Below are 19715 nucleotides of genomic sequence, written 5' to 3' on the forward strand. Positions count from 1 at the left end.
GGCCCCACGCGCATCGTCCGCCGCGCTGACCAAGGCGAAGTTGTAAGCCCCATGCGACCAGTACCGCGCCTCCAGCTGGCCATCAACCCGCTGCCCGTCTGGCATGCGCCGATAAAGCTCGCCCGGTGAGCGCAGGAACAGGCTGATGCGCTGGCCCTTGCCATCTTCAAACACCAGCAGCGCCGCCGGCCCCTGCTCGTTGCTGAGCAAGCGCGCCCCCACCGGTTTGAAGCCATAGCCCGCCAGGTCCGGCAATTGCCCAACGCGGCTGAAATGCCGCCCCAACCAGTCGTGCAACTGCCCTGGATCACTGGCCTGGATATCCAGCGCCTCGCTGGCGGCAAACAACCGGTGCGCCTGGACAGCATCGGCCATGGGCTGGTCGGCTCGTGCCAGGGACGCATCGCGCACCTGCCAGCCGCCCAGCCCTCCGACGCCCAATGCCAGCACGACCACCGCCGCGGTGGCCCAGCGCCGCTGCCGACGCTGGCGCAATTGCCGACGCAACTGCCCAAGGTCCAGCTGCGCCGCCCCGGGCAGTTCGCCAAACCCGGCCAGCGCCGTACGCAACCGGCGGGCATCGGCGCGCCAGCCCTCCACCCGTGCCGCAGCCTGCGGGTTGGCCGCCAGCCAGGCCTGCACTTCGGCCCGGCGCGCAGGCGCCAGGCGCTCATCGACGTAAGCGTGCAATTCGTCTTCGCTGGGGATCAGACGCGTCATTTCAGTCTCCGCAAGGCCGGGGGCTGAGGGTTGCCCTCGGTCAGTTCGCGCAAGGCACTGCGGGCGCGCGACAGGCGCGACATCACAGTGCCGATGGGGATGCCCAAGGCCTGGGCAGCTTCCTTGTAACTCAAGCCTTCGATGCTGATAAGCAGCAACAAGGCGCGCTGTTCGGCCGTCAGCCGGGCAAATGCCTGCAAGTCGGCCTGGGCCAGGACAATCGCCTCAAGGTTGGCCCCGAGCGGCTCCTCCTCGCTCTCGGCACGGCCGAACCACGACAGCCAGCGCGCATGCAGGCGGTCGCGACGCTTACCGTCAAGGAAAAGCCGATAGAGGATGGTAAACAGCCAAGCCCGCAGCGCCTCGGCATCGCGTTGCTGGTCACGTCGGCTCAGGGCCCGCTCGACCGTGGCCTGCACCAGGTCATCGGCGCTGCCCGGCTCGCGGGTCAGCCACACGGCAAAACGGCGCAGGCGGGCCAGCAGCTCGCGCCACTGGTGGTCGTCCAGATCATGCATGGCAAAGTCCCGGCCTTTGAAGTAGTCATTGTAAAGGCAGACGCCCACCAGGAAATTCTATTCCCGTCGATGGAATAAATTTTTCCCTGCCCCGTCGTACTGGCACATTCACCAAACCGGACGATGACCATGAACTCACCTTTGCACGGCCCGGCGAAAGCCTTGCGCCTGGCTGCCATCGGCGCCGTGATGCTGGCCGCAGGTGCCGGCTTTGCCTATGCCGCCGGCTGGCTTGGCGAAACCCGGCTGACACCACAGCGCATCATTGACACCTTCGAGGCCCAAGCCGGGCACTACCCAGGCTACCGCAAGAACCACGCCAAGGGCCTGTGTGTCAGTGGCTACTTCCAGGCCAGCGGGCAGGCCGCCAACCTGTCCACGGCGCGCGTATTCAGCCAGGCGAGTGTCCCGGTGATCGGCCGCTTCGCCATTGGCGGCGCCAACCCGTATGCCCCGGACACAAGCATACCCGTACGCAGCCTGGCCATTCAGCTGAGCACCGACGACGGGCAGGTCTGGCGCACCGGCATGAACACCCCGCCTGTGCTGGCGATAAGCACCCCGCAAGGGTTCTACGAGCAAGTACTGGCGAGTACGCCAGACCCGGCCACCGGCAAACCGAACCCCGCCAGCATGCAGGCGTTCTTCGCAGCCCACCCGGAAAGCGCAGCATTTCGCCAGTGGGCGGCGGGCTACAAGCCCAGCAACAGCTTCGCCAGCACCCAATACCACAGCATCAATGCCTTTCAGCTGATAGATGCAAGCGGCGCCCGCCACCCGGTGCGCTGGCAGCTTGAGCCACAAACCGCGTTTGCCGCGCTGCCCACCCAGATTGATGACAAACAGTTTCTGCAACACGACCTGCAGCAACGCCTGGCCCAGGGCCCGTTACGCTGGACGCTTCGCCTCGTGCTGGCTGAACCCGGCGATGCTGTGGACGACCCTGCCCGGCCCTGGCCTGCCGAACGGCGCAGCGTAGACGCCGGCACCCTGGTGCTGGAACAGGTCGACGCCCCCGAACAGGGGGCATGCCGCGACGTCAACTTCGACCCGTTGATCCTGCCCCGAGGCATAGAGGCATCTGCCGACCCCATCCTCGCCGCCCGTTCGGCTGCCTACTCGGAATCGTTCAACCGCCGCAGCCGTGAATCGCTCAGCACCGGAGCCCGCCCATGAAACCCGAAGCCTTCCACCCTTTCGCCCGCCTGCTGCACTGGCTGATGGCCGTGCTGATCCTGGCCATGCTGTTCATTGGCGTGAGCATGGTTGCAGACCTGTCGCTACGCCACCCTGTACTCATCGGGCTGCACAAGGCCACCGGCCTGGCACTGCTGGTGCTGGTCGTGCTGCGTATCGGGGTGCGCCTGGCCGTGCCTCACCCACCCTTGCCGCGAGACCTGCCCACCCTGCAGCGCTGGGCCGCCGGGGCATCGCACCTGCTGCTCTATGGCTTGATGCTAGCCATGCCGCTACTGGGCTGGGCAATGCTGTCAGCGGGCGACTACCCTCGCCCGCTGGGCTTGCCGGCCATCGCCCCGCACAACTTGCAACTGTATGCCGTGCTGCGCATGGCACACGGCTGGGCCGGCTACCTGCTGTTCGCCACCGTGCTGGTGCATGTGGCGGCAGCGTTGATGCACGCATGGGTGCGCCGCGACGGTGTGTTGCGTAGCATGTGGCCTGGCCCCCTGCGCCGCAGCGAATGAATTGCAATAGCCCGGGCCGTTCGACAATCGATAACAATTCTTAATAATATCGGTTTCTATTGCCTTACTGCCCTGGACTGCCCAATGAACGTCGCAAAGGATCCTGCAACCCTTAAACCTGCCAGCACCCTGGACTTGCGTCCGCTGCTGCTGGCCAACATGGCCTGTACCATGTCGATGATGGCCTTCGTCGCCCTGATCGGCCCGATTGCCCGCCAGCTCGGCATGGCCACCTGGCAGGCGGGTGCCGCCGTGACTGTGGCCGGCGTGGTGTGGGTGCTGCTGGCGCGGCCCTGGGGCCGGGCGGCAGACCGCCTGGGGCGCCGGCGCGTTCTGCTGCTGGGCACCGCCGGTTTTACTCTGGCTTATTGGCTGCTATGCCTGTTTGTGGAAGGCGCGCTGCGCTGGCTGCCGGGGGCGACCGCAGCGTTCATCGGCCTGATGGTCGCACGCGGCTGCATCGGTGCCTTCTATGCGGCTATCCCGGTAGGTTGCAATGCGCTGATCGCCGACCATGTCGAGCCGCAGCGTCGTGCTCGGGCCATGGCCTCGCTGGGGGCGGCCAACGCTGTCGGCCTGGTGGTGGGGCCGGCGCTGGCGGCGCTGTTGGCCAGGCATAGTCTGAGCCTGCCTTTTCATATCATGTCGCTGCTGCCGGCCAGTGCCTTTCTCGTGCTGTTGTTCACCCTCAAGCCGCAGGCGCTGCCCCACAACCATGCCCCGAGCCCAGTGCGTTTGAACGACCCACGCCTGCGCCGGCCCCTGCTGGTAGCATTCAGCGCCATGCTCAGTGTCACCGTGTCGCAGATCATCGTCGGTTTCTTCGCCATTGACCGCCTGCACCTGGGCCCTGCAGAGGCCGCCCAGGCCGCCGGCATCGCATTGACCACGGTGGGCGTGGCATTGATGCTGTCACAGGTATTGCTGCGCAAACTGGAATGGCCGCCACTGAAAATGATCCGCACAGGCGCCACGGTCTCAGCCCTGGGCTTTGCCTGCGGCTCGCTCGCCACCACCGCACCTGCGCTATGGGGCTGCTATTTCATCGCGGCAGCGGGCATGGGCTTTGTCTTCCCGTCCTTTTCTGCGCTGGCGGCTAACGCCATGCACGCCTCCGAGCAGGGCGCCACAGCCGGTTCCATTGGTGCGGCCCAAGGCATGGGGGCGGTGATCGGCCCGCTGGCTGGCACCCTGGTTTATGCCCTTGATCCGCGCCTGCCATTCCTGGCCGTGGCCGCCCTGTTGCTGCTGGTCGGGCTATGGCCGATGCCGCGCGACCAGCGTGTCTGAGAAGCACAGCGCGCAAGCGTGCAGAGTGTGTTTTAATGCGCGTCGCTCATTATTTTTTACACCTCTGATTACAAGGCGGCTATGGACACGGGGACGCGACTCAAACTGGTGCGTGAACGCAACAACCTCTCCCAACGGGAACTGGCCCGCCGCAGCGGGCTGACCAATTCGACGATCTCGCAGATCGAGCAGAACCGCGTCAGCCCTTCGGTCAGTTCCCTGAAAAAACTGCTCGAAGGCATTCCCATGAGCCTCGCGGAGTTCTTCAGTTTCGACGAGCCGGTGCGCGAAGAACGCTTTGTCTTCCGGGGCGCCGAGCAGCCAGACCTGGGCCGCAACGGCCTGCGCATGCTGCTGGTTGGTGCCAGTGTCGAAGGCCGGCAGATGCGCATGCTGCGCGAACTGTATGCACCGGGTGCGGATTCGGGCGAGCCGATCGTGCATGCCGAGGGCGAAGAATGTGGCCTGGTCACCCGCGGCACCGTGGAGCTTTGGGTCGATGGCCAAGTCAGCGTGCTCAACTCGGGCGACGGCTACTACATCCCCACTACCCTGCCGCACAGCTTCAAAAACATCGGCCCGGACGAGGCCGAGATTATCAGCGCAAACACGCCGGCGAATTTCTGACCTTGACGCGCAGCGGTTCGCTGAACACCCGGGCCATTTACCAGAGCCTGCGTAACGCTGCACTTGGCGTGCATCACCTGCAGGTGAGTGCACGCCGCGATGGCGGCCTGGTCGATGTCGACATCCAGGGTTGGCAATTGGCACTGGCCGTGGATACCGAAGGCCTTGCCCATTGCATCAGTTGCCGCTGCCCCGACGGCCATCAGGCCGGGATCGAGGAGTGGCAGCGCTACGGCACCAACCCGGTCGACCTGCTGAGCCTGTGGGAACGCACTCAGCTCGAAAAGCTGCTGGCACCCTGACTTAACGCTTCCTCGACAAAGTCCAGACGGTCCTGCCCAAAGAACATTGCCTCACCGACAAAGCAGGTCGGCGCGCCAAACACCCCGCGCTCCACTGCCACCTCGGTCGCCTGCTTGAGCGCGGCTTTTACTTCGCCGTCGGCCGCCAGCGCATGAAAAGCCTGCGGATCGAACCCTGCCTGGCTCAGTGTTTCGTCCAGAACCGCGCTATCGCTCAGGTTGCGCCGCTGCACCCACAGCCCATTGAACAGCGCCGACAGCAACGACTCCAACTGCTCCGGCGCGCGCAACTGGGTACCCATGACCCCGCGCATCAAGGTCAAGGTATTGACCGGAAACCCCGGCGGCAGCCCGAACGGTACCCCATAGCGCGCGGCAAAGCGTGCCAGGTCCGTGAACATGTAGCGCCCCTTGGCCGGGACCATGGCCGGCGAAGCATTGCCGGTAGCCTGGAAAACCCCGCCCAGCAGCATTGGCCGCAAGTGCAGCGTAGCCCCCTGGCGGGCACACAGGCCTGGCAATTGAGTCCAGGCCAGGTAGCTGGCCGGGCTGCCCAGGTCAAAAAAGAAATCGACAGTCTTGTTCATGGTGACAGTCCTTGCTTGGTGATAGGGGCTTACCAGCGTTCCATCCAGGGGCGCAGGTCCAGCTCGAAAGTCCAGGCGTCTCGTGGCTGGGCGTGCAGGAACCAGTAGCTGTCGGCAATGTGCGCCGGGTCGAGGATGCCATCCTGGTCCTTGAGGGCATAGCGCTCGGGAAAGCTGTCGCGGATGAAAGCGGTGTCGATGGCACCGTCCACCACTACGTGCGCGACATGGATATTCCGCGGCCCCAGCTCACGTGCCATGCTCTGGGCCAGAGCGCGCAAGCCATGCTTTGCCCCGGCGAAAGCCGCGAAACCCGCCGCACCGCGGGTGCCTGCGGTGGCGCCGGTGAACAGGATCGTGCCGCGCTCACGCCGGACCATGCGCCGGGCAACCGCTTGCGCCGTGAGAAAACCGGCAAAGCAGGCCATTTCCCAGATCTTGAAATACTTGCGCGGGGTTTCCTCGAGAATACTGCAGGGCACATTGGCGCCGATATTGAAGACAAACACGTCGATCGGGCCGATATCACGCTCGATAGTCTCGACCAACGCCGCCACCTCCTGCTCTTTGCGCGCATCGGAGCCAAAGCCGTGGGCCTGGCCGCCAGCGGCACGTATTTCCTCCAGCAGCGGTTGCAGTTTGTCAGCCTGACGCCGCGTGACGCAGGCAATGTAGCCCTCACGGGCAAAGCGCTTGGCAATCTCGCCACCCGTGGCATCGCCCGCACCGATCACCAACACGACTTTTTGTTGTTCTGGCATGCCTGCCTCCATTGGTAAATGATCGTTTAGTAAACGAACGCTATGTTATGATCACCGTCATCGTCAAGCCCGCCTGCAGAGGCAATTGAATGCGTTACTCCAACGAACACAAGCAGCAGACCCGTGAACGGTTGCTGAGCAGCAGCGGCGCGCTGGCCAAACGCGGGGGCTTTGCCAGTACCGGGGTGGCCGGGCTGATGAAGGCGATCGGCCTGACCGGCGGCGCCTTTTACAATCACTTCCCCTCCAAGGACGACCTGTTTACCGAGGTGGTGCGCCAGGAGCTGCGCAACAGCCCGCTGGCCCGCCTGGCCAACCAGGGCGCCAGCCGCGAACGCCTGGGCCGCTGTCTGCAGCAGTACCTGAGCCTGGCCCACCTGCACAATCCCGAAAGCGGCTGCCCGCTCCCGCCGCTGGGTGTGGAAATCGCCCGGGCCGCAACGCCGGTGCGCGAAGAGGCTGAGCACTGGCTGGTCGAACTGCACCAGGCCTGGAGCGCGACATTGGAGGATGATCAACTGGCCTGGGTGCTGATCAGCCAATGCGTGGGTGCGTTGATGATCGGGCGCATGCTGGCCACTGAAGGGGTGCAATCGCAGGTGCTGGATGCAAGCCGCCAGTTTGTCGAAAAGGCCCTGCATGAAGCGGATTAGCCTGCTGCTGGGCCTGACGCTGACGGTGCCCGCGCTTGCCGAACAAGCGTGCCCGCCCGGGCAATACCAAGTGTGCCTGATGGGCTGTTTTTGTGCGCCGATTGACCCGGGGCAAGCCGGTCAGATTCTCAAGGATGTGGAGGTGATGGCCTCGTCCAGCCTGACGTTCGCCTTGCGCCAGGCCAGGGATGAGGCCACCGCCAGCGGCGTCGAGCCGATCCCGCTGCATATCCGTGCGCAACTCGAACCCTGGTACGACTTTGCCGTGCTCGATGCGGCGCGCTTCCGGGTGGGTGACGAACAGCAGATGAGCGCAGCCAACGCGTTACTGCAGAACCCCGATGTAAACGCCGTGACGCTGATCGACACGATCATCTTCCGCCGGGCCGGCGACGCCGAGGACAACGTGGCCCTGTGGGCTCACGAGCTCAAGCATGTGCAGCAGTATCAGGCGCTGGGGGTGGAGGAATTTGCCCGGCGCTATACGCGCAACTATGACGACCTCGAAGCGCCGGCCTACAAGATCGAGGCCGAGGTCGGCAAGGCTTTGCGCGAACGCGCTTCAGGCCAAGCCAGGTAGAAATGGGCTGCTTTGCAGCCCATCGCGATACAAGGCCGCTCCGGTAGCGGACTGCGCATGCGCTCAGGACGCCGCCGAAGCCTCTTCGGCGCCCTGCTCACGGCTGGCATAACGTTGCGCCAGCACCGCACAGACCATCAGCTGGATCTGGTGGAACAGCATAAGCGGCAGGATCATCGCACCAATACCGCTGCCCACGAACAACACTTGAGCCATGGGCACACCGGTAGCCAGGCTTTTCTTGGAGCCGGCAAACAAGATGGTGATGCGGTCTTCGAGATTGAAGCCCAATGCCTTGCCAAGCAAACGGGTACCAAACAGCACCACCGCCAGCAAAATCCCGCACACGGCGAACAACCCGGCCAGGTGCTGCGGCGATACCGTGTGCCACAAGCCGGTGACCACGGCTTCGCTGAAGGCGGTGTACACCACCAGCAGGATCGAGCCCTGGTCCACCACCTTGAGCCAACGCGCATTGCGCTTGACCCAGGCGCCGATCCAGCGCCGCGCAACCTGCCCGGCAACGAACGGCACCAGCAGTTGCAGGGTGATCTTCAGCACGGCATCCAGGCCAGAACCGGTGTCGCCACTGGCGCCCAGCAACATCATCACCAGCAAGGGGGTCAGGAAGATACCCAGCAGGCTTGAGGCCGCCGCGCTGCAAATGGCTGCTGGCACGTTACCGCGGGCCAGCGAGGTAAAGGCGATGGCCGACTGCACCGTGGCCGGCAAGGCACACAGGTAGAGCACGCCCAGGTACAACTCGTTGCCCACCAGTGGCAGGAACACAGGCTTTAGCGCCAGGCCAAGCAGCGGGAACATCACGAACGTACAAGAAAACACCAGCAGGTGCAGGCGCCAGTGCCCGGCGCCGGCAATGATTGCCTCGCGCGACAGCTTGGCACCATGCAGGAAGAACAGCAGGCCGATGGCCAGGTTGGTCAGCCAGCCAAAATACACCGCACCATCGCCCGAGCAAGGCAGGACGGTGGCGATCAGAACCACCCCAAGCAAAGCCAGGGTGAAATTGTCGAATAACATCCGCAAATACTTCATCACAGTGTCCGTCTTGTCATTGTGCAAGGGCAGACGATAAGGTCTACGGCTTTCCGCCGCTAACGCCGGAACCCCCATCGGTATCGCTCAACGGACACGCTCCGCAAAAGGACCCGCTCATGCCCCTCTCCCGCCCGGCCGCGCTTGCAGCCGTCATAACACTCATTCTGGGCCACACCGCCGCCCAGGCCGACGACCAATTGCAGGCCAAGGTCGACCAGATCATCCGCCCGTTGATGCAGGCGCAGGGAATCAGCGGCATGGCCGTGGCGATCTACGCACGCGACCACGCGCACTACTTCAGCTATGGCGTGGCCAGCAAGGCCGACAATGTGCCTGTCAGCCGAGACACGCTGTTCGAGATCGGTTCGCTGAGCAAGACCTACACCGCCACCCTGGCCGCGCTGGCCAGCGCCGAGGGCAAGCTGGACCTTGAAGCCCCGGCCAAGCACTATCATCCGGCACTGGCCGGGGCGCCCATCGGCGACGCGACGGTGCTGGAACTGGGTGCCTACAGTGCCGACTGCCTGCCCTTGCAGTTCCCCGATGCGGTGCAGACACCGCAACAGGTCGTCGATTTCTTCCGCCACTGGCAACCCCGTGCCAAACCCGGCACCCAGCGCTGCTACTCGAACCCCAGCCTTGGCCTGTTCGGTGACCTGGCCGCACGGGCACAGCATCAACCGTTTTCTACGCTGATGTCCGAGGGGCTGCTGGCAAAAATGGGCCTCAAAAACACCTATCTGCAGGTCCCGGCCAGTGCTCAGGGGCTTTATGCCCAAGGTTACGACGACGCCGACAAACCGGTGCGCGTCGGCCCCGGCCCGTATGCCGACGAAGCCTACGGCATCAAGACCAGCGCCAGCGATTTGCTGCAGTACGTGCGGCTGCACATGCAGCCCCAGGGCCTGCCACCGGCACTGGCTAAAGCAACCGCCATCACCCAGCAGGGCTACTTCCAGGTCGGCACCATGACCCAAGGCCTGGGCTGGGAGCGTTATCCCTACCCCGTCACGCTGGGCACCCTGGTAGATGGCAACAGCGCGCGGCTGATCCGTGAACCGCAGCCAACCAAGCGCTTGCAACCCGCCCTGCCCCAACTGCCGGCCGCCTGGTACAACAAAACCGGTGCAACTAGCGGTTTCGGCGCTTACGCCGCATTTGTGCCCAGTGAACAGCTGGCAATAGTGTTGCTGGCCAATCGAAATTACCCGAACGAAGCCAGGGTTCGTGCAGCCTTCGAGATACTGTCCGGGCTGTAGTGGAAACGGCGATTGTCGAACAAAAAGACAGAAATGTAGTGAGTAAAAATATTCACTACAAAATGATTGACGCCGCTCATCGCCCTTGTGCATGATGAAGCCGTCTCCCTGATCGGGAGCGGTGGCAAGGGTGTTCCAGACGGCTTGCGCGGTAACGCAGGCCGTCCGTGGAGAGGGAACTGTCCAAAAGGCAGCGTGAGAAAGCCCCTGTTGCGATGCTGCTGTAGCAGCGTTGGTAGTGCGCTACACCGTGGTAGCGCCAACTGTGAAAATCACCTACGAATGGGTAATGGGGGCTTTATGATGAACTTGAACAACAATCCGACTATCGACCAACTGGCGCAGCTGTTCGCTGTACGCAAGGACAGCCTTGACGACCACCTGCTGTGGGTTAGCCAAACCGGTGAGGTGCGGCTCGACCGCCTGCCACCGAATACGATCGAAGATGAATTCGAAGAGCACCTGCCCAGCATGCGTGCCCGCTTCAAGGTCTACCGCCGTGGCCAGGGCTACGTCGGCAAGAAGGCCGCCGCCGATACCGAATTCGTCGGCCGCGTGCTGCAGACCCTGCAACAAGAATGGCCCGCCGCCCGTGAGCGGCAGGCAGTCAAGGTGATCGAACCGCTCAACTGAGGGTTCTCACCTTTATCTGAGCCCGGCCCGCATAGGCCGGGCTTTTTCATGCCTGGCGCCGTCGGCAACGGCTTTGCGGCAATGGCAGGGCACCGGTAGCCATCGCACGGGCACGGTCCACACCCCACACCAAGGCACGGGTCATGGTCTCCCCGGGCCGCGCAGGGTAGTACTCCTCCAGCATTGCCCGCCCATCGGCTCCATACAGCCCTAAAAACAGCTGAGTCGCCCCCAGACGTGACAAGCGCACCTGCACATCCAGCGTTGTGCCGTCACTGAGAGCTTCGTTGTGGCTGCGGCTGTGCAACTGGGCGTCGGCCCACTGCCAATACGTCTGTTCCCTGACTCGCATGAGCATTCGATCCTCCGTCGCTGGAATGCCACGACAGAAGACCACAACCCTGGCCAGCCGGCGAGCGCTACCCGGCAATGCCATGAGCCGGATCAACAAAGCGCAATAAAAACCCCGCCATTGGGCGGGGTTATGTACTGGGGCGGGGTCACTTCTTCAGCGGAACCCGCGGCATGAAGCGGCCTTTTTTACTGCGCTGCAGGTGTGCAGGCTGTAGCTGTTCGGAATCATCCAGCGTCATGTGGGCGAACCCGAGGCGGAAGGCCGCCTGGCCGCAACGCACTTGGCTGTTGATCGGGAACGCATCATTCAGGTCTTCGAAAAAGGATTCGCTCATGCACTGTCTCCCTCCAGTGGCAGTCGCGCCGGCAACCAGAAAAGTCGCCCAGAAAACGCGGCCTGTAAAAAAGAGACTAGCCGGTCATTTGCGGACCACCCGGACAATCGCACGACAGCCGACCAGTGGCAGACCGCTCTACTTCAACCGCACCGCGGTGCCGGTGGCAAACACCACGACCATGCCGCCCTGCACCGACGGCATGCTAATTTCGAAATCCACACCCACTACCGCATCGGCTCGCAACTGATGTGCCCGCGCCTTGAGCTCCTCGGTCGCCTGCTCGCGCGCCTCACGCAGGGCGCTTTCCAGCGTTTGCGAGCGGCCGCCGAAAAAGTCGCGAAAGCGTGCAAAGAAATCGCGCACGAAGTTGATGCCCTGCACCGATTCGGAGCTGACGACGCCCAAGTATTCGGCAATCGGGCGACCTTCGAGCTGGCTGGTCGTGGTAATGATCATGAAAGCGCTCCGTTGACCTGGATAAAGAGGCCGATTCTAACAGAGCGCCAAGCAGCATATTTGTGCGGCTTACGCGGTGACCGCCCGCAACCTTTGCCCGATACGCGCGCCGAATACGTTCACCAGCAACCCCGCCATTACCAGCAAGGCACCCCAGCCCTGGATTGCGGTCAGCCGTTCGCCCAGCAACAACGCCGACGAGCTCAAACCAATCACGGGTACCAGCAGCGAGAACGGTGCCACCTTGCCGGCCGGGTGGCGCGACAGCAGTTTGCTCCACAGGCTGTAACCAAGCATGGTGGCGACGAAGGCCAGGTACACCAGTGCCAGCACCGAGCTCCAGCTGATATTGGCCAGGGCATGGCCAATGCGCTCAGGCCCTTCCAGCCACCAGGACAACGCCAGGAACGGCAGTGGCGGTATCAGCCCGCCCCAGATCACCAATGCCACAAGGTCAACCGAGCCAAAACGCCGGGTAATGATGTTGCCCATGCCCCACATGGCACCACCGCACAAGGTCAGCACCAACGCCAGCAGCGGTACATGGCCACCATCTTCGCTACCAATCAACGCCAGGCCGCTGGCGGCTATCAGCAGCCCCAACACACTGGCCAGGCGCAACCGTTCACCCAAAAACAGTGCCGCGAACCCCAGCGTAAAGAAAGCCTGTGACTGCAAGATCAGCGAGGCCAAGCCAGGCGGCATGCCGCTGTACATGGCCTGGAACAGGAACGCGAACTGGCCCAGCGAAATCGTCGCGCCATAGGCAATCAGCCAACGCCAAGGCAGTTTCGGCCGCTTGACCAGCAAGATTGCCGGAAACGCCACCAACAGGAAGCGCAGCGCCCCCAGCAACATCGGCGGCAAGCCGTCGAGGCCAACCTTGATGACCACGAAGTTGACTCCCCAGGCGACAATCACCACCAGGGCAATGAGCAGGTCCTTGAGCGGCATTGCGACTTCCTTCTACAGGCTTTGTGGACATATTTCGTTACAGCATAAGGCTATTCCTCAAAAGCGGACCAGCACAGTTACCCGCCGTCGTTGCGCAACAGTGACTGTTACTGGCCCCCAGTACGGGGCCAACCACAGGAGAACACATGTACTCCCGCCGTGACATCGCAGGCTTTCCGGTGCCGAGCCTGACACACCCCTGCCAAATCAGCGGGTCGCAGCCTCAATCCTGATAACCTGGTGCCACCTTTTCCAGCATTCGCAACAACGCTGCCCACGCCAGCTGCAGCGCATCCGGGTCGGCCAGCTCACCCTGTTTCAACCCCCGCTCCGGCTCATTGAACTGCCGTTCGGTATGCACGCACACTGCGGCCGGCGGCAGTATCAGTTGACCGGCACTCTGCGCTGCCAACTGGATCTCACAGGCCTTCTCCAGGTAGAACATGCGCAAGAATGCTTCGGCCACGCTGCGCCCTGTAGCAAGCAGGCCATGGTTACGCAGGATCATCACCGGCTTGTCGCCGAGGTCGGCAACCAACCGCTGCTGTTCGTCCATATCCAGTGCGATACCTTCGTAGGAGTGGTAAGCCACCCGGCCGTAAAACTCCATGGACATCTGGTTGACCGGCAACAGGCCGCACTCCAGCGCGGCTACCGCGCAACCCGCGCGGGTGTGAGTGTGCAGCACGCACTGGGCGTCATCACGAGCGGCATGAATAGCACTGTGAATGACGAAGCCGGCCGGCTTGACCGGGTGTGGCGAAGGTTGCACTGGCCTTCCCTGCAAGTCGATCTTTACCAGGCTGGAGGCAGTAATCTCTTCGAACAGCAGCCCGTACGGGTTGATCAGGAAGTGATGCTCCGGCCCGGGCAGGCGCAAGGAAATGTGGGTGAAGATCAGGTCGCTCATGCGAAAGTGCGCGATCAGCCGATAGCAGGCAGCCAGTTCCCGGCGCAAGCGCTGTTCCGTTGCGATCATGGTGGTTATCTCTATAGATGAGGAGGCTTGAAACTACTTGCTCGCCCAGGCATTGAAGCGTTGTTCCAGCTCTTCGCCATGGTCGACCCAGAATTCCACATTCATCGCCAGTGCCCCTTGCAAGTTCTGCGGCGAGGTGGGCACCCAACTGGCCAGGGCCGGGCCAAGCCTGACGGCTGCCTGGGTGTTGGTCGGCCCATAGGGAATCTGCTGCACATACCGCACCTGGGTATCCGGCTGATTGGCATAGGCAATCAGCCGCTTGGCCTGGTCGACATGCCGCGAGCCTTTGATGATTGCCCAGTAGTCCATGCCATACAGGCTTCCAGGCCATACCACGGCCAACGGGCTGCCTTGCTGCGCCGCCACGGCGATGCGCCCGCTGTAGGTCGAAGTCATTACCACATCACCTGCAGCCAGCCACTGCGCAGGTTGGGCGCCGGCGTCCCACCACTGGATATAGGGCTTGAGTTCGCTGAGCTTGGCGAATGCACGGTCAACCCCGGCCGGCGTCGACAGCACCTGATAGACGTCCTCTACCTTGACCCCATCGGCCAGCAGGGCAAACTCCAGGTTATACACCGCACGTTTGCGCAAGCCGCGCTTGCCTGGGTACTTGTTCACGTCCCAGAAGTCGGCCCACGAGGCCGGCGCCTGCGCCAGCTTGTTGCGGTCGTAGGCGATAGCCACGCTCCACACCAGCGCAGCCGAGCCACAATCCTGCGCCGCGTCGGGTATGAGCTCGGCGGCATGGCCCAAGCGCTGCCAGTCGAGGTGTTCGTAGATACCTTCCTCACAGCCACGCATCAAGTCCGGCCCCTCGATCTGCACCACATCCCAATCGACGTTGCCGGTGTCGGCCATCACCTGGATCCGCGCCATTTCGCCGTTGTATTCGCTCTGTATCAGCTTGCTGCCATCCTGGGCACTGAAGGGCTTGAAGATTGCCTCGTCCTGAGCCTTCTGGCCGGCGCCGCCATAGCCCACCACGACCATCTGCGGCGCAGCTTGCGCAGTGCCCAGGCCAACGGCCAGCAACGTTGCCCAAAGGCCAGCAACACGTGCAATTGTCTGCATCTAAGTTTCCTCCTGCCGGTGCCCCCAAGGGCCCGTTTTCTTGTTGTTGTGAGGTCACGCCCTCGCGCTGAGGGTGATGAAAACCTAGTCGCGCACCAGTAAAAAAACAAGTTGATTTTTTACTGGTGCTACACTTTCATACACAAAACAAGAACAACACCGCACCGGAGCCGCCTGTATGCAGACCGCCTTCCCTCACCTGTTTGAAGCGTTGCAGATCCGCGGCAAGCGCTTGAAGAACCGCATCATGTCCACCGGCCACGATACCTGCCTGCCCACCGACAACCTGGTCAACGACAAGCTGATCGCCTACCAGCGCGACCGTGCAGCCGGTGGCGTCGGCCTGATCGTGCTGCAGGTTGCGGGGGTGCATGACAGCGCCCGCTACACCTCGCATGTGCTGATGGCCACCGACGATGCCTGCATCGACGGCTATCGACAGCTGGCCGAAGCCTGCCATGCACACGGCACCGTGGTGCTGTCGCAACTGTTTCACCCCGGCCGGGAGATCATGGAATCGGCAGACGGCCTGCTAGCGGTTGCCTACTCTGCGTCCTCGGTGCCCAACGAACGCTTCCGGGTGATGCCGCGCGCACTGGACCAGCCGATGATCGACGAAATTGTCCAGGGCTACGCCAGTGCGGCCCGGCGTCTGCACCAGGCTGGGCTGGACGGCGTCGAAGTGGTGGCAAGCCATGGCTACCTGCCCGCACAGTTCATGAACCCGCGGGTGAACCTGCGCAGCGACGGCTACAACGGCGATCTGGAACAGCGCCTGAGGTTTCTGCGTGAGGTGCTGGCCGCCGTGCGCGCCGCCACCGACGAGCAGTTCATCATCGGCCTGCGCATCAGCGCCGACGAGCGCGACAGCCAAGGGCTGAGCGAGGACGAGTCGCTGGCCGCAGCCATTGCCCTGCAGGGCCAACTCGACTACCTGCACATCGTCGCCGGCACATCGGCGTCCTTGGGCGGCGCCGTGCACATAGTCCCGCCCATGGCCATCGAGCCAGCCTATCTGGCCAGAGAAGCCGGCACCTTCAAGCAACAGCTGGCCATACCCCTGTTTGTTACCGGGCGCATCAACCAGCCCCAGGAAGCTGAACTGATCCTGGCACGCGGCCAGGCCGATGTTTGCGGCATGACCCGCGCACTGATCTGCGACCCGCTGATGCCGAGCAAGACCGAACGCGGCCAGGTCGAAGATGTACGCGCCTGTATCGCCTGCAACCAGGCCTGCATCGGTCACTTCCATCGCGGCTTGGCCATCTCCTGCATCCAGCGGCCAGAAACCGGCCGCGAATTGCAGTATGGGCAGCTGACGCCTACCACAACGCCCAAGCGCATTCTCGTCGCCGGTGGCGGCCCCGCCGGCATGAAGGCTGCCGCCGTGGCCGCCGCCCGCGGCCACCACGTAACGCTTTACGAGGCCGGCCCACAGCTCGGTGGCCAGGTGCTGCTGGCCCAATTGCTACCGCGGCGCAGCGAGTTCGGCGGGGCCAGTACCAATCTGCAACGGGAAATGGCCCTTGCCGGTGTCGAAGTCGTGCGCAACACCCGGGTGGACCGCGCCCTGGTCGAACGCGAACACCCCGACCTGGTCATTGCCGCTACCGGTGCCACCCCCTACTGGCCGGCGTTCGAGCGCAGCGGCGAGCTGCAGGTGGTGGACGCCTGGCAAGTACTGCGTAACGAAGTGAAGCTGGGGCGTTCGGTGCTGGTGATGGACTGGCGCTGCGACTGGATCGGCCCTGGCATCGCCGAACGCCTGGTACGCGAGGGGCACCAGGTGCAGTTGGCCGTCAACGGTACCCATTGCGGCGAGAACCTACCGCTTTACGTGCGTGACCAGCTCGCCGGCGAACTGCATCGCCTGGGCATCCCTGTCACCCCTTACGCGCGCTTGTACGGCAGCGACGACAACACGGTGTACCTGGAGCACACCGCCAGCGGCGAACCCATGATCTTCGAAGGCATCGACACGCTGGTGCTGTGCATGGGCCATCAGCCGCAAGACAGCCTGGCCAGCGAGCTGGCCGGCCTGGTAGAAGTGCGGCGCATTGGCGACTGCCTGGCACCACGTACCGCCGAAGAAGCGATTCACGACGGCCTGACGGTTGCCTGGTCGCTCTGAGGCTGTACATACTGCGGCTTTTGCGATGGACCGACGTGCATGAGCCAACTCCCCCTGCCCCCCGCCAGCGAAGCCGGAGGCGCCGCGCCGCAGTTTCTGGGCACACGCATCCGCGGCCTGCGCAAGCGCCGCGGCATGACCTTGGCGGAGCTGGCTGCGCACAGTGAGCTGACCGCCGGCTACATCAGCCAGTTGGAGCGCAACCTCTCCTACCCGTCAATCCCGGCGCTGTTCAACATCGCCCGCAGCCTGGGCGTGACCATCCAGTGGTTCTTCGCCAGCGAGGCCACCCCTGCGCCCGAGGACCAGGGCTATGTCGTGCGGCGCAACAGCCGCCTGAGCGTGCACTATGAAGATGGCATCGTCGATCAGTTGCTCACCCCCCAGCCCAACCGCCAGCTTGAGATCCTGCACTCGCGCTTCCCCCCAGGCACCTACAGCCAGCAAAGCTACAGCCATGAGGGCGAAGAAGCCGGCTACATCCTGAGCGGCAGCTTCGAGCTGTGGGTGGGCGAACGCCATTTTCAGCTGGGTGAAGGCGACAGTTTCAGCTTCTCCAGCCAGGAGCCGCACCGCTACGGCAACCCCGGTGAGGTGGATGCCGTGGTGATCTGGGTGATCACACCGCCAACATTCTGAAGCACGCCTGACGGTTGCTCCCCCAATGTTCACGCTGGCGGTTACGGACTGGCTCAGGCAGCAGCAAACAGCGCGTTGGCAATCTGCGCCTGTGCAGCATCAATTGCTTGTGTGCGGTGCTCCGGGCCATAAGCCAGGCCATGGGCGCGAACGATTTCCAGGTCGGTGACACCGATAAAGCCCAGGAACACTTTCAGGAAGTCCTCATGCCCGGCGCCGCTCGGCTGGCCAGCGTGCAGGCCACCGGCAGTGGACACCAGTACCACTTTCTTGTTGCCGCACAGGCCTTCCGGGCCCGCTTCGGTGTAGCGGAAGGTCTTGCCGGCAACGGCAACGCGGTCGATCCAGGCCTTGAGCTGGGTCGGTACGGTGAAGTTGTACATCGGCGCACCAATCACCACAGCATCGGCGGCCAGGAATTCTTCCAGGGTTTGCGCGCTCAGCTTGGCCTCGAAGGCCTGGGCTGCATCGCGCATGTCCTCAGGGGTACCTGCGGCTACCAAGGTCGCGGCAGAGAAGTGTGCAATGGCGTCGGCGGCCAGGTCGCGGTACAGCACCTCCACGCTTGGGTCAGCGGCTTTCCAGGCTTCGACCACTTCACGGCTCAGCTGGCGGGAGGCGGAATTGTCGCCCAGGATGCTCGAATCGATGTGCAACAGTTTCATGGGACTCTCCTGTGATTGAAGACCGCAGCGTTGGGCGATCACGATGGAGAGAATCCTACAGAGATGAGTAATGGGTGATAAGGCGGCAAATATGCGCTAGTTTGTCCCACAGATGGAACAGTGAGACATTCTCATGCAAGACCTCAACGACCTTTTCTACTTTGCCCGCGTGGTCGAAGCCGGCGGTTTTGCCGCCGCCGGGCGTCAATTGGGCATCCCCAAATCGCGCCTGTCGCGGCGGATTGCCGAGCTGGAAGAGCGCCTGGGCACCCGCCTGCTGCAACGCACCACACGGCAGCTGAAGCTCACTGCGGTGGGCGAACGCTACCTGCACCACTGCCAGGCCATGCTGCTAGAGGCCGAAGCCGCCGATGAAGCCGTGGCCAGCATGAGCAGCGAGCCGCGCGGGCGCTTGCGGGTGTCATGCCCGGTGGCGTTGGCGCATGCCTTTCTGCCAGATGTGATCAGCCGCTTTCTTGCCCAGTACCCGCTGGTGCAGCTGGACATGGTGCTGCTCAACCGCCGCGTCGACCTGATTTCCGAAGGCATCGACGTCGCCCTGCGCGTACGCGACCTGGGCGACGAAGACCCGGCCCTGGTGACTCGTCGCCTGCGCCAGGCGCAGATGCAACTGGTGGCCGCGCCCGGTTTCGCCGACCACATCCGCGAACCGGGTGAGCTGGCGTCACTGCCGGTACTGGGCGCCGCCGAAGCAGACCGGCTGGTGCACTTGCGCCTGCTCGGCCCGCATGGCAAACAGCATGAAATTGCCTTGGAGCCGCGCTTGGCCATAGATGATTTCGTAGTACGTAACGCCGCTGTACGGGCCGGCTTGGGGTTCACCGCGCTGCCCAGCATGTTCTGCGAAGAAGAGCTTGAGCGCGGCGAACTGGTGCGCCTGCTGCCAGACTGGTCACTGCCAGGCGGCTACCTGCAGGCGGTGTACCCGCACCGGCGCGGCGTACTGCCTGCGGTGCGGGTGTGGATTGATCACCTGGCGGCATCATTCGAGGCCTGTGGAGAGCGGTATGTCTGAAAGGAAGATGAGCGAAGCCCAGGTGGCCGCGTTTTGCCTGAGCCTTCCGGGTGCACGGGAAGACTCCAAGTGGGGCGGCATCCGGGTGTTCTCGGTGGCGGGCAACAAGATGTTCGCGGTGCTCGACCTGGCGGGTGCGGGGCTGTCGTTCAAAGTGGCCGATGAGCTGTTTCTGGGCTACTGCGATCGCCCAGGGGTGCGGCCTGCGCCTTATCTGGCGCGGGCGCGGTGGATCAGCATGGCGCTGCCCTACCCCATGGGGCGTGATGAGCTGTGTGATGTGTTGCAGCGTTCGCATCAACTGGTGGTGCGGCGATTGCCCAAGCGGTTGCAGGCAGGGTTGTTGATCTAGTCAGCCTGTATCGGCCTCTTCGCGGGCAAGCCGGCGAAG

25 protein-coding genes are annotated in these 19715 nt (G+C 63.5%); 13 read left to right on the forward strand and 12 right to left on the reverse strand.

The features are described from left to right. Both AC07XM_RS14905 and AC07XM_RS14910 read right to left on the reverse strand, forming a co-directional pair. On the reverse strand, positions 1-720 hold a 720-nt coding region (locus tag AC07XM_RS14905), incomplete at its 3' end, for an anti-sigma factor family protein (RefSeq protein ID WP_102690334.1). Beyond that, on the reverse strand, positions 717-1238 hold the full coding sequence (locus tag AC07XM_RS14910) for a sigma-70 family RNA polymerase sigma factor (protein ID WP_024717967.1): 522 nt from the start codon (positions 1236-1238) through the stop codon (positions 717-719). The genes AC07XM_RS14905 and AC07XM_RS14910, both read right to left, overlap by 4 nt. A 123-nt stretch (positions 1239-1361) precedes the next feature. Here AC07XM_RS14910 and AC07XM_RS14915 point away from each other — a divergent pair, with 123 nt between their 5' ends. The 5 genes from AC07XM_RS14915 to AC07XM_RS14935 all read left to right on the forward strand — a co-directional run bounded on the left by AC07XM_RS14915 (position 1362) and on the right by AC07XM_RS14935 (position 5163). Beyond that, a complete protein-coding gene (locus AC07XM_RS14915) occupies positions 1362-2414 on the forward strand; it encodes a catalase family peroxidase (RefSeq protein WP_102689217.1) in 1053 nt (350 codons plus the stop codon). Then, positions 2411-2944 (forward strand): cytochrome b, encoded by a 534-nt coding sequence (locus AC07XM_RS14920; protein ID WP_016486531.1) that lies wholly within the window; start codon positions 2411-2413, stop codon positions 2942-2944. The genes AC07XM_RS14915 and AC07XM_RS14920 overlap by 4 nt, the downstream gene beginning before the upstream one ends. Positions 2945-3028: 84 nt before the next feature. Continuing rightward, complete coding sequence (locus AC07XM_RS14925; RefSeq protein ID WP_016486530.1) at positions 3029-4234, forward strand: MFS transporter; 1206 nt, start codon at positions 3029-3031, stop codon at positions 4232-4234. A gap of 81 nt (positions 4235-4315) precedes the next feature. Next, entirely contained in the window at positions 4316-4861 is a 546-nt protein-coding gene (locus AC07XM_RS14930; RefSeq protein ID WP_016486529.1) for a cupin domain-containing protein, read from the forward strand. A gap of 2 nt (positions 4862-4863) precedes the next feature. Continuing rightward, entirely contained in the window at positions 4864-5163 is a 300-nt protein-coding gene (locus tag AC07XM_RS14935; protein ID WP_023049131.1) for a DUF7693 family protein, read from the forward strand. Here the strand turns inward: AC07XM_RS14935 and AC07XM_RS14940 are convergent. Continuing rightward, positions 5136-5750 (reverse strand): 2-hydroxychromene-2-carboxylate isomerase, encoded by a 615-nt coding sequence (locus AC07XM_RS14940; RefSeq protein WP_016486527.1) that lies wholly within the window; start codon positions 5748-5750, stop codon positions 5136-5138. The two genes, AC07XM_RS14935 and AC07XM_RS14940, sit on opposite strands and share 28 nt — an antisense overlap. A 29-nt stretch (positions 5751-5779) precedes the next feature. Continuing rightward, positions 5780-6511 (reverse strand): SDR family oxidoreductase, encoded by a 732-nt coding sequence (locus AC07XM_RS14945; protein WP_070086510.1) that lies wholly within the window; start codon positions 6509-6511, stop codon positions 5780-5782. 89 nt (positions 6512-6600) lie between these two features. Here AC07XM_RS14945 and AC07XM_RS14950 point away from each other — a divergent pair, with 89 nt between their 5' ends. Further along, positions 6601-7164, forward strand: coding sequence for a TetR/AcrR family transcriptional regulator (locus AC07XM_RS14950; protein WP_023049133.1), 564 nt, complete (start codon positions 6601-6603; stop codon positions 7162-7164). Further along, the gene (locus AC07XM_RS14955; protein ID WP_016486524.1) at positions 7151-7744 is read left to right on the forward strand and encodes an eCIS core domain-containing protein; all 594 of its coding nucleotides are present in this window, start codon (positions 7151-7153) and stop codon (positions 7742-7744) included. Before AC07XM_RS14950 ends, AC07XM_RS14955 begins: the two co-directional genes overlap by 14 nt. Positions 7745-7807: 63 nt before the next feature. Here the strand turns inward: AC07XM_RS14955 and AC07XM_RS14960 are convergent, their stop codons facing one another. Then, positions 7808-8800 (reverse strand): bile acid:sodium symporter family protein, encoded by a 993-nt coding sequence (locus tag AC07XM_RS14960; protein ID WP_102689216.1) that lies wholly within the window; start codon positions 8798-8800, stop codon positions 7808-7810. A gap of 119 nt (positions 8801-8919) precedes the next feature. Between AC07XM_RS14960 and ampC the strand changes: the two genes are divergently transcribed. Together ampC and AC07XM_RS14970 are read left to right on the forward strand one after the other, a co-directional pair. Then, on the forward strand, positions 8920-10062 hold the full coding sequence (gene ampC / locus AC07XM_RS14965) for a class C beta-lactamase (protein WP_023049134.1): 1143 nt from the start codon (positions 8920-8922) through the stop codon (positions 10060-10062). A 300-nt stretch (positions 10063-10362) separates the two neighbouring features. Then, entirely contained in the window at positions 10363-10695 is a 333-nt protein-coding gene (locus AC07XM_RS14970; RefSeq protein WP_016486521.1) for a hypothetical protein, read from the forward strand. Between the two features lie 46 nt (positions 10696-10741). Here the strand turns inward: AC07XM_RS14970 and AC07XM_RS14975 are convergent, their stop codons facing one another. The 6 genes from AC07XM_RS14975 to AC07XM_RS15000 all read right to left on the reverse strand — a co-directional run bounded on the left by AC07XM_RS14975 (position 10742) and on the right by AC07XM_RS15000 (position 14853). Next, positions 10742-11053: a hypothetical protein gene (locus AC07XM_RS14975; protein WP_016486520.1), complete on the reverse strand. Its 312-nt coding sequence runs from the start codon at positions 11051-11053 to the stop codon at positions 10742-10744. Between the two features lie 142 nt (positions 11054-11195). Next, positions 11196-11384, reverse strand: coding sequence for a hypothetical protein (locus AC07XM_RS14980; protein ID WP_003253897.1), 189 nt, complete (start codon positions 11382-11384; stop codon positions 11196-11198). Between the two features lie 138 nt (positions 11385-11522). Continuing rightward, a complete protein-coding gene (locus AC07XM_RS14985; RefSeq protein ID WP_016486519.1) occupies positions 11523-11843 on the reverse strand; it encodes a YbjQ family protein in 321 nt (106 codons plus the stop codon). Positions 11844-11912: 69 nt separating this feature from the next. Then, a complete protein-coding gene (locus AC07XM_RS14990) occupies positions 11913-12797 on the reverse strand; it encodes an O-acetylserine/cysteine exporter (RefSeq protein ID WP_016486518.1) in 885 nt (294 codons plus the stop codon). 223 nt (positions 12798-13020) lie between these two features. Beyond that, positions 13021-13776: a class II aldolase/adducin family protein gene (locus tag AC07XM_RS14995; protein ID WP_102689215.1), complete on the reverse strand. Its 756-nt coding sequence runs from the start codon at positions 13774-13776 to the stop codon at positions 13021-13023. A gap of 33 nt (positions 13777-13809) precedes the next feature. After that, positions 13810-14853 carry an ABC transporter substrate-binding protein gene (locus AC07XM_RS15000; RefSeq protein ID WP_096425994.1) on the reverse strand — a complete coding sequence of 348 codons (1044 nt, stop codon included), beginning with the start codon at positions 14851-14853 and terminating at the stop codon, positions 13810-13812. A gap of 178 nt (positions 14854-15031) precedes the next feature. Here AC07XM_RS15000 and AC07XM_RS15005 point away from each other — a divergent pair, with 178 nt between their 5' ends. Then, the gene (locus tag AC07XM_RS15005; protein ID WP_060516635.1) at positions 15032-16984 is read left to right on the forward strand and encodes an oxidoreductase; all 1953 of its coding nucleotides are present in this window, start codon (positions 15032-15034) and stop codon (positions 16982-16984) included. A gap of 39 nt (positions 16985-17023) precedes the next feature. Beyond that, positions 17024-17623, forward strand: a complete 600-nt coding sequence (locus tag AC07XM_RS15010; protein ID WP_016486514.1) for a helix-turn-helix domain-containing protein — start codon at positions 17024-17026, stop codon at positions 17621-17623. Positions 17624-17676: 53 nt separating this feature from the next. Here the strand turns inward: AC07XM_RS15010 and AC07XM_RS15015 are convergent, their stop codons facing one another. Further along, complete coding sequence (locus AC07XM_RS15015) at positions 17677-18288, reverse strand: FMN-dependent NADH-azoreductase (RefSeq protein ID WP_023049322.1); 612 nt, start codon at positions 18286-18288, stop codon at positions 17677-17679. A gap of 133 nt (positions 18289-18421) precedes the next feature. Between AC07XM_RS15015 and AC07XM_RS15020 the strand changes: the two genes are divergently transcribed. Further along, complete coding sequence (locus AC07XM_RS15020) at positions 18422-19324, forward strand: LysR substrate-binding domain-containing protein (protein WP_060516636.1); 903 nt, start codon at positions 18422-18424, stop codon at positions 19322-19324. After that, positions 19317-19676, forward strand: coding sequence for an MmcQ/YjbR family DNA-binding protein (locus tag AC07XM_RS15025; RefSeq protein WP_102689214.1), 360 nt, complete (start codon positions 19317-19319; stop codon positions 19674-19676). The genes AC07XM_RS15020 and AC07XM_RS15025 overlap by 8 nt, the downstream gene beginning before the upstream one ends. The last annotated feature ends 39 nt before the right edge of the window (positions 19677-19715 follow it).

It is taken from the genome of Pseudomonas sp. GW460-LB5 (assembly GCF_059423245.1).

Excerpts from the sequence above, each read along its gene's own strand:
- AC07XM_RS14910 (WP_024717967.1), bottom strand. The coding sequence starts at position 1,238 with ATGCATGATCTGGACGACCACCAGTGGCGCGAGCTGCTGGCCCGCCTG.
- AC07XM_RS14915 (WP_102689217.1), top strand. The coding sequence starts at position 1,362 with ATGACCATGAACTCACCTTTGCACGGCCCGGCGAAAGCCTTGCGCCTG.
- AC07XM_RS14920 (WP_016486531.1), top strand. The coding sequence starts at position 2,411 with ATGAAACCCGAAGCCTTCCACCCTTTCGCCCGCCTGCTGCACTGGCTG.
- AC07XM_RS14925 (WP_016486530.1), top strand. The coding sequence starts at position 3,029 with ATGAACGTCGCAAAGGATCCTGCAACCCTTAAACCTGCCAGCACCCTG.
- AC07XM_RS14930 (WP_016486529.1), top strand. The coding sequence starts at position 4,316 with ATGGACACGGGGACGCGACTCAAACTGGTGCGTGAACGCAACAACCTC.
- AC07XM_RS14940 (WP_016486527.1), bottom strand. The coding sequence starts at position 5,750 with ATGAACAAGACTGTCGATTTCTTTTTTGACCTGGGCAGCCCGGCCAGC.
- AC07XM_RS14945 (WP_070086510.1), bottom strand. The coding sequence starts at position 6,511 with ATGCCAGAACAACAAAAAGTCGTGTTGGTGATCGGTGCGGGCGATGCC.
- AC07XM_RS14950 (WP_023049133.1), top strand. The coding sequence starts at position 6,601 with ATGCGTTACTCCAACGAACACAAGCAGCAGACCCGTGAACGGTTGCTG.
- AC07XM_RS14955 (WP_016486524.1), top strand. The coding sequence starts at position 7,151 with ATGAAGCGGATTAGCCTGCTGCTGGGCCTGACGCTGACGGTGCCCGCG.
- AC07XM_RS14960 (WP_102689216.1), bottom strand. The coding sequence starts at position 8,800 with ATGAAGTATTTGCGGATGTTATTCGACAATTTCACCCTGGCTTTGCTT.
- ampC (WP_023049134.1), top strand. The coding sequence starts at position 8,920 with ATGCCCCTCTCCCGCCCGGCCGCGCTTGCAGCCGTCATAACACTCATT.
- AC07XM_RS14970 (WP_016486521.1), top strand. The coding sequence starts at position 10,363 with ATGATGAACTTGAACAACAATCCGACTATCGACCAACTGGCGCAGCTG.
- AC07XM_RS14975 (WP_016486520.1), bottom strand. The coding sequence starts at position 11,053 with ATGCTCATGCGAGTCAGGGAACAGACGTATTGGCAGTGGGCCGACGCC.
- AC07XM_RS14980 (WP_003253897.1), bottom strand. The coding sequence starts at position 11,384 with ATGAGCGAATCCTTTTTCGAAGACCTGAATGATGCGTTCCCGATCAAC.
- AC07XM_RS14985 (WP_016486519.1), bottom strand. The coding sequence starts at position 11,843 with ATGATCATTACCACGACCAGCCAGCTCGAAGGTCGCCCGATTGCCGAA.
- AC07XM_RS14990 (WP_016486518.1), bottom strand. The coding sequence starts at position 12,797 with ATGCCGCTCAAGGACCTGCTCATTGCCCTGGTGGTGATTGTCGCCTGG.
- AC07XM_RS14995 (WP_102689215.1), bottom strand. The coding sequence starts at position 13,776 with ATGATCGCAACGGAACAGCGCTTGCGCCGGGAACTGGCTGCCTGCTAT.
- AC07XM_RS15000 (WP_096425994.1), bottom strand. The coding sequence starts at position 14,853 with ATGCAGACAATTGCACGTGTTGCTGGCCTTTGGGCAACGTTGCTGGCC.
- AC07XM_RS15005 (WP_060516635.1), top strand. The coding sequence starts at position 15,032 with ATGCAGACCGCCTTCCCTCACCTGTTTGAAGCGTTGCAGATCCGCGGC.
- AC07XM_RS15010 (WP_016486514.1), top strand. The coding sequence starts at position 17,024 with ATGAGCCAACTCCCCCTGCCCCCCGCCAGCGAAGCCGGAGGCGCCGCG.
- AC07XM_RS15015 (WP_023049322.1), bottom strand. The coding sequence starts at position 18,288 with ATGAAACTGTTGCACATCGATTCGAGCATCCTGGGCGACAATTCCGCC.
- AC07XM_RS15020 (WP_060516636.1), top strand. The coding sequence starts at position 18,422 with ATGCAAGACCTCAACGACCTTTTCTACTTTGCCCGCGTGGTCGAAGCC.
- AC07XM_RS15025 (WP_102689214.1), top strand. The coding sequence starts at position 19,317 with ATGTCTGAAAGGAAGATGAGCGAAGCCCAGGTGGCCGCGTTTTGCCTG.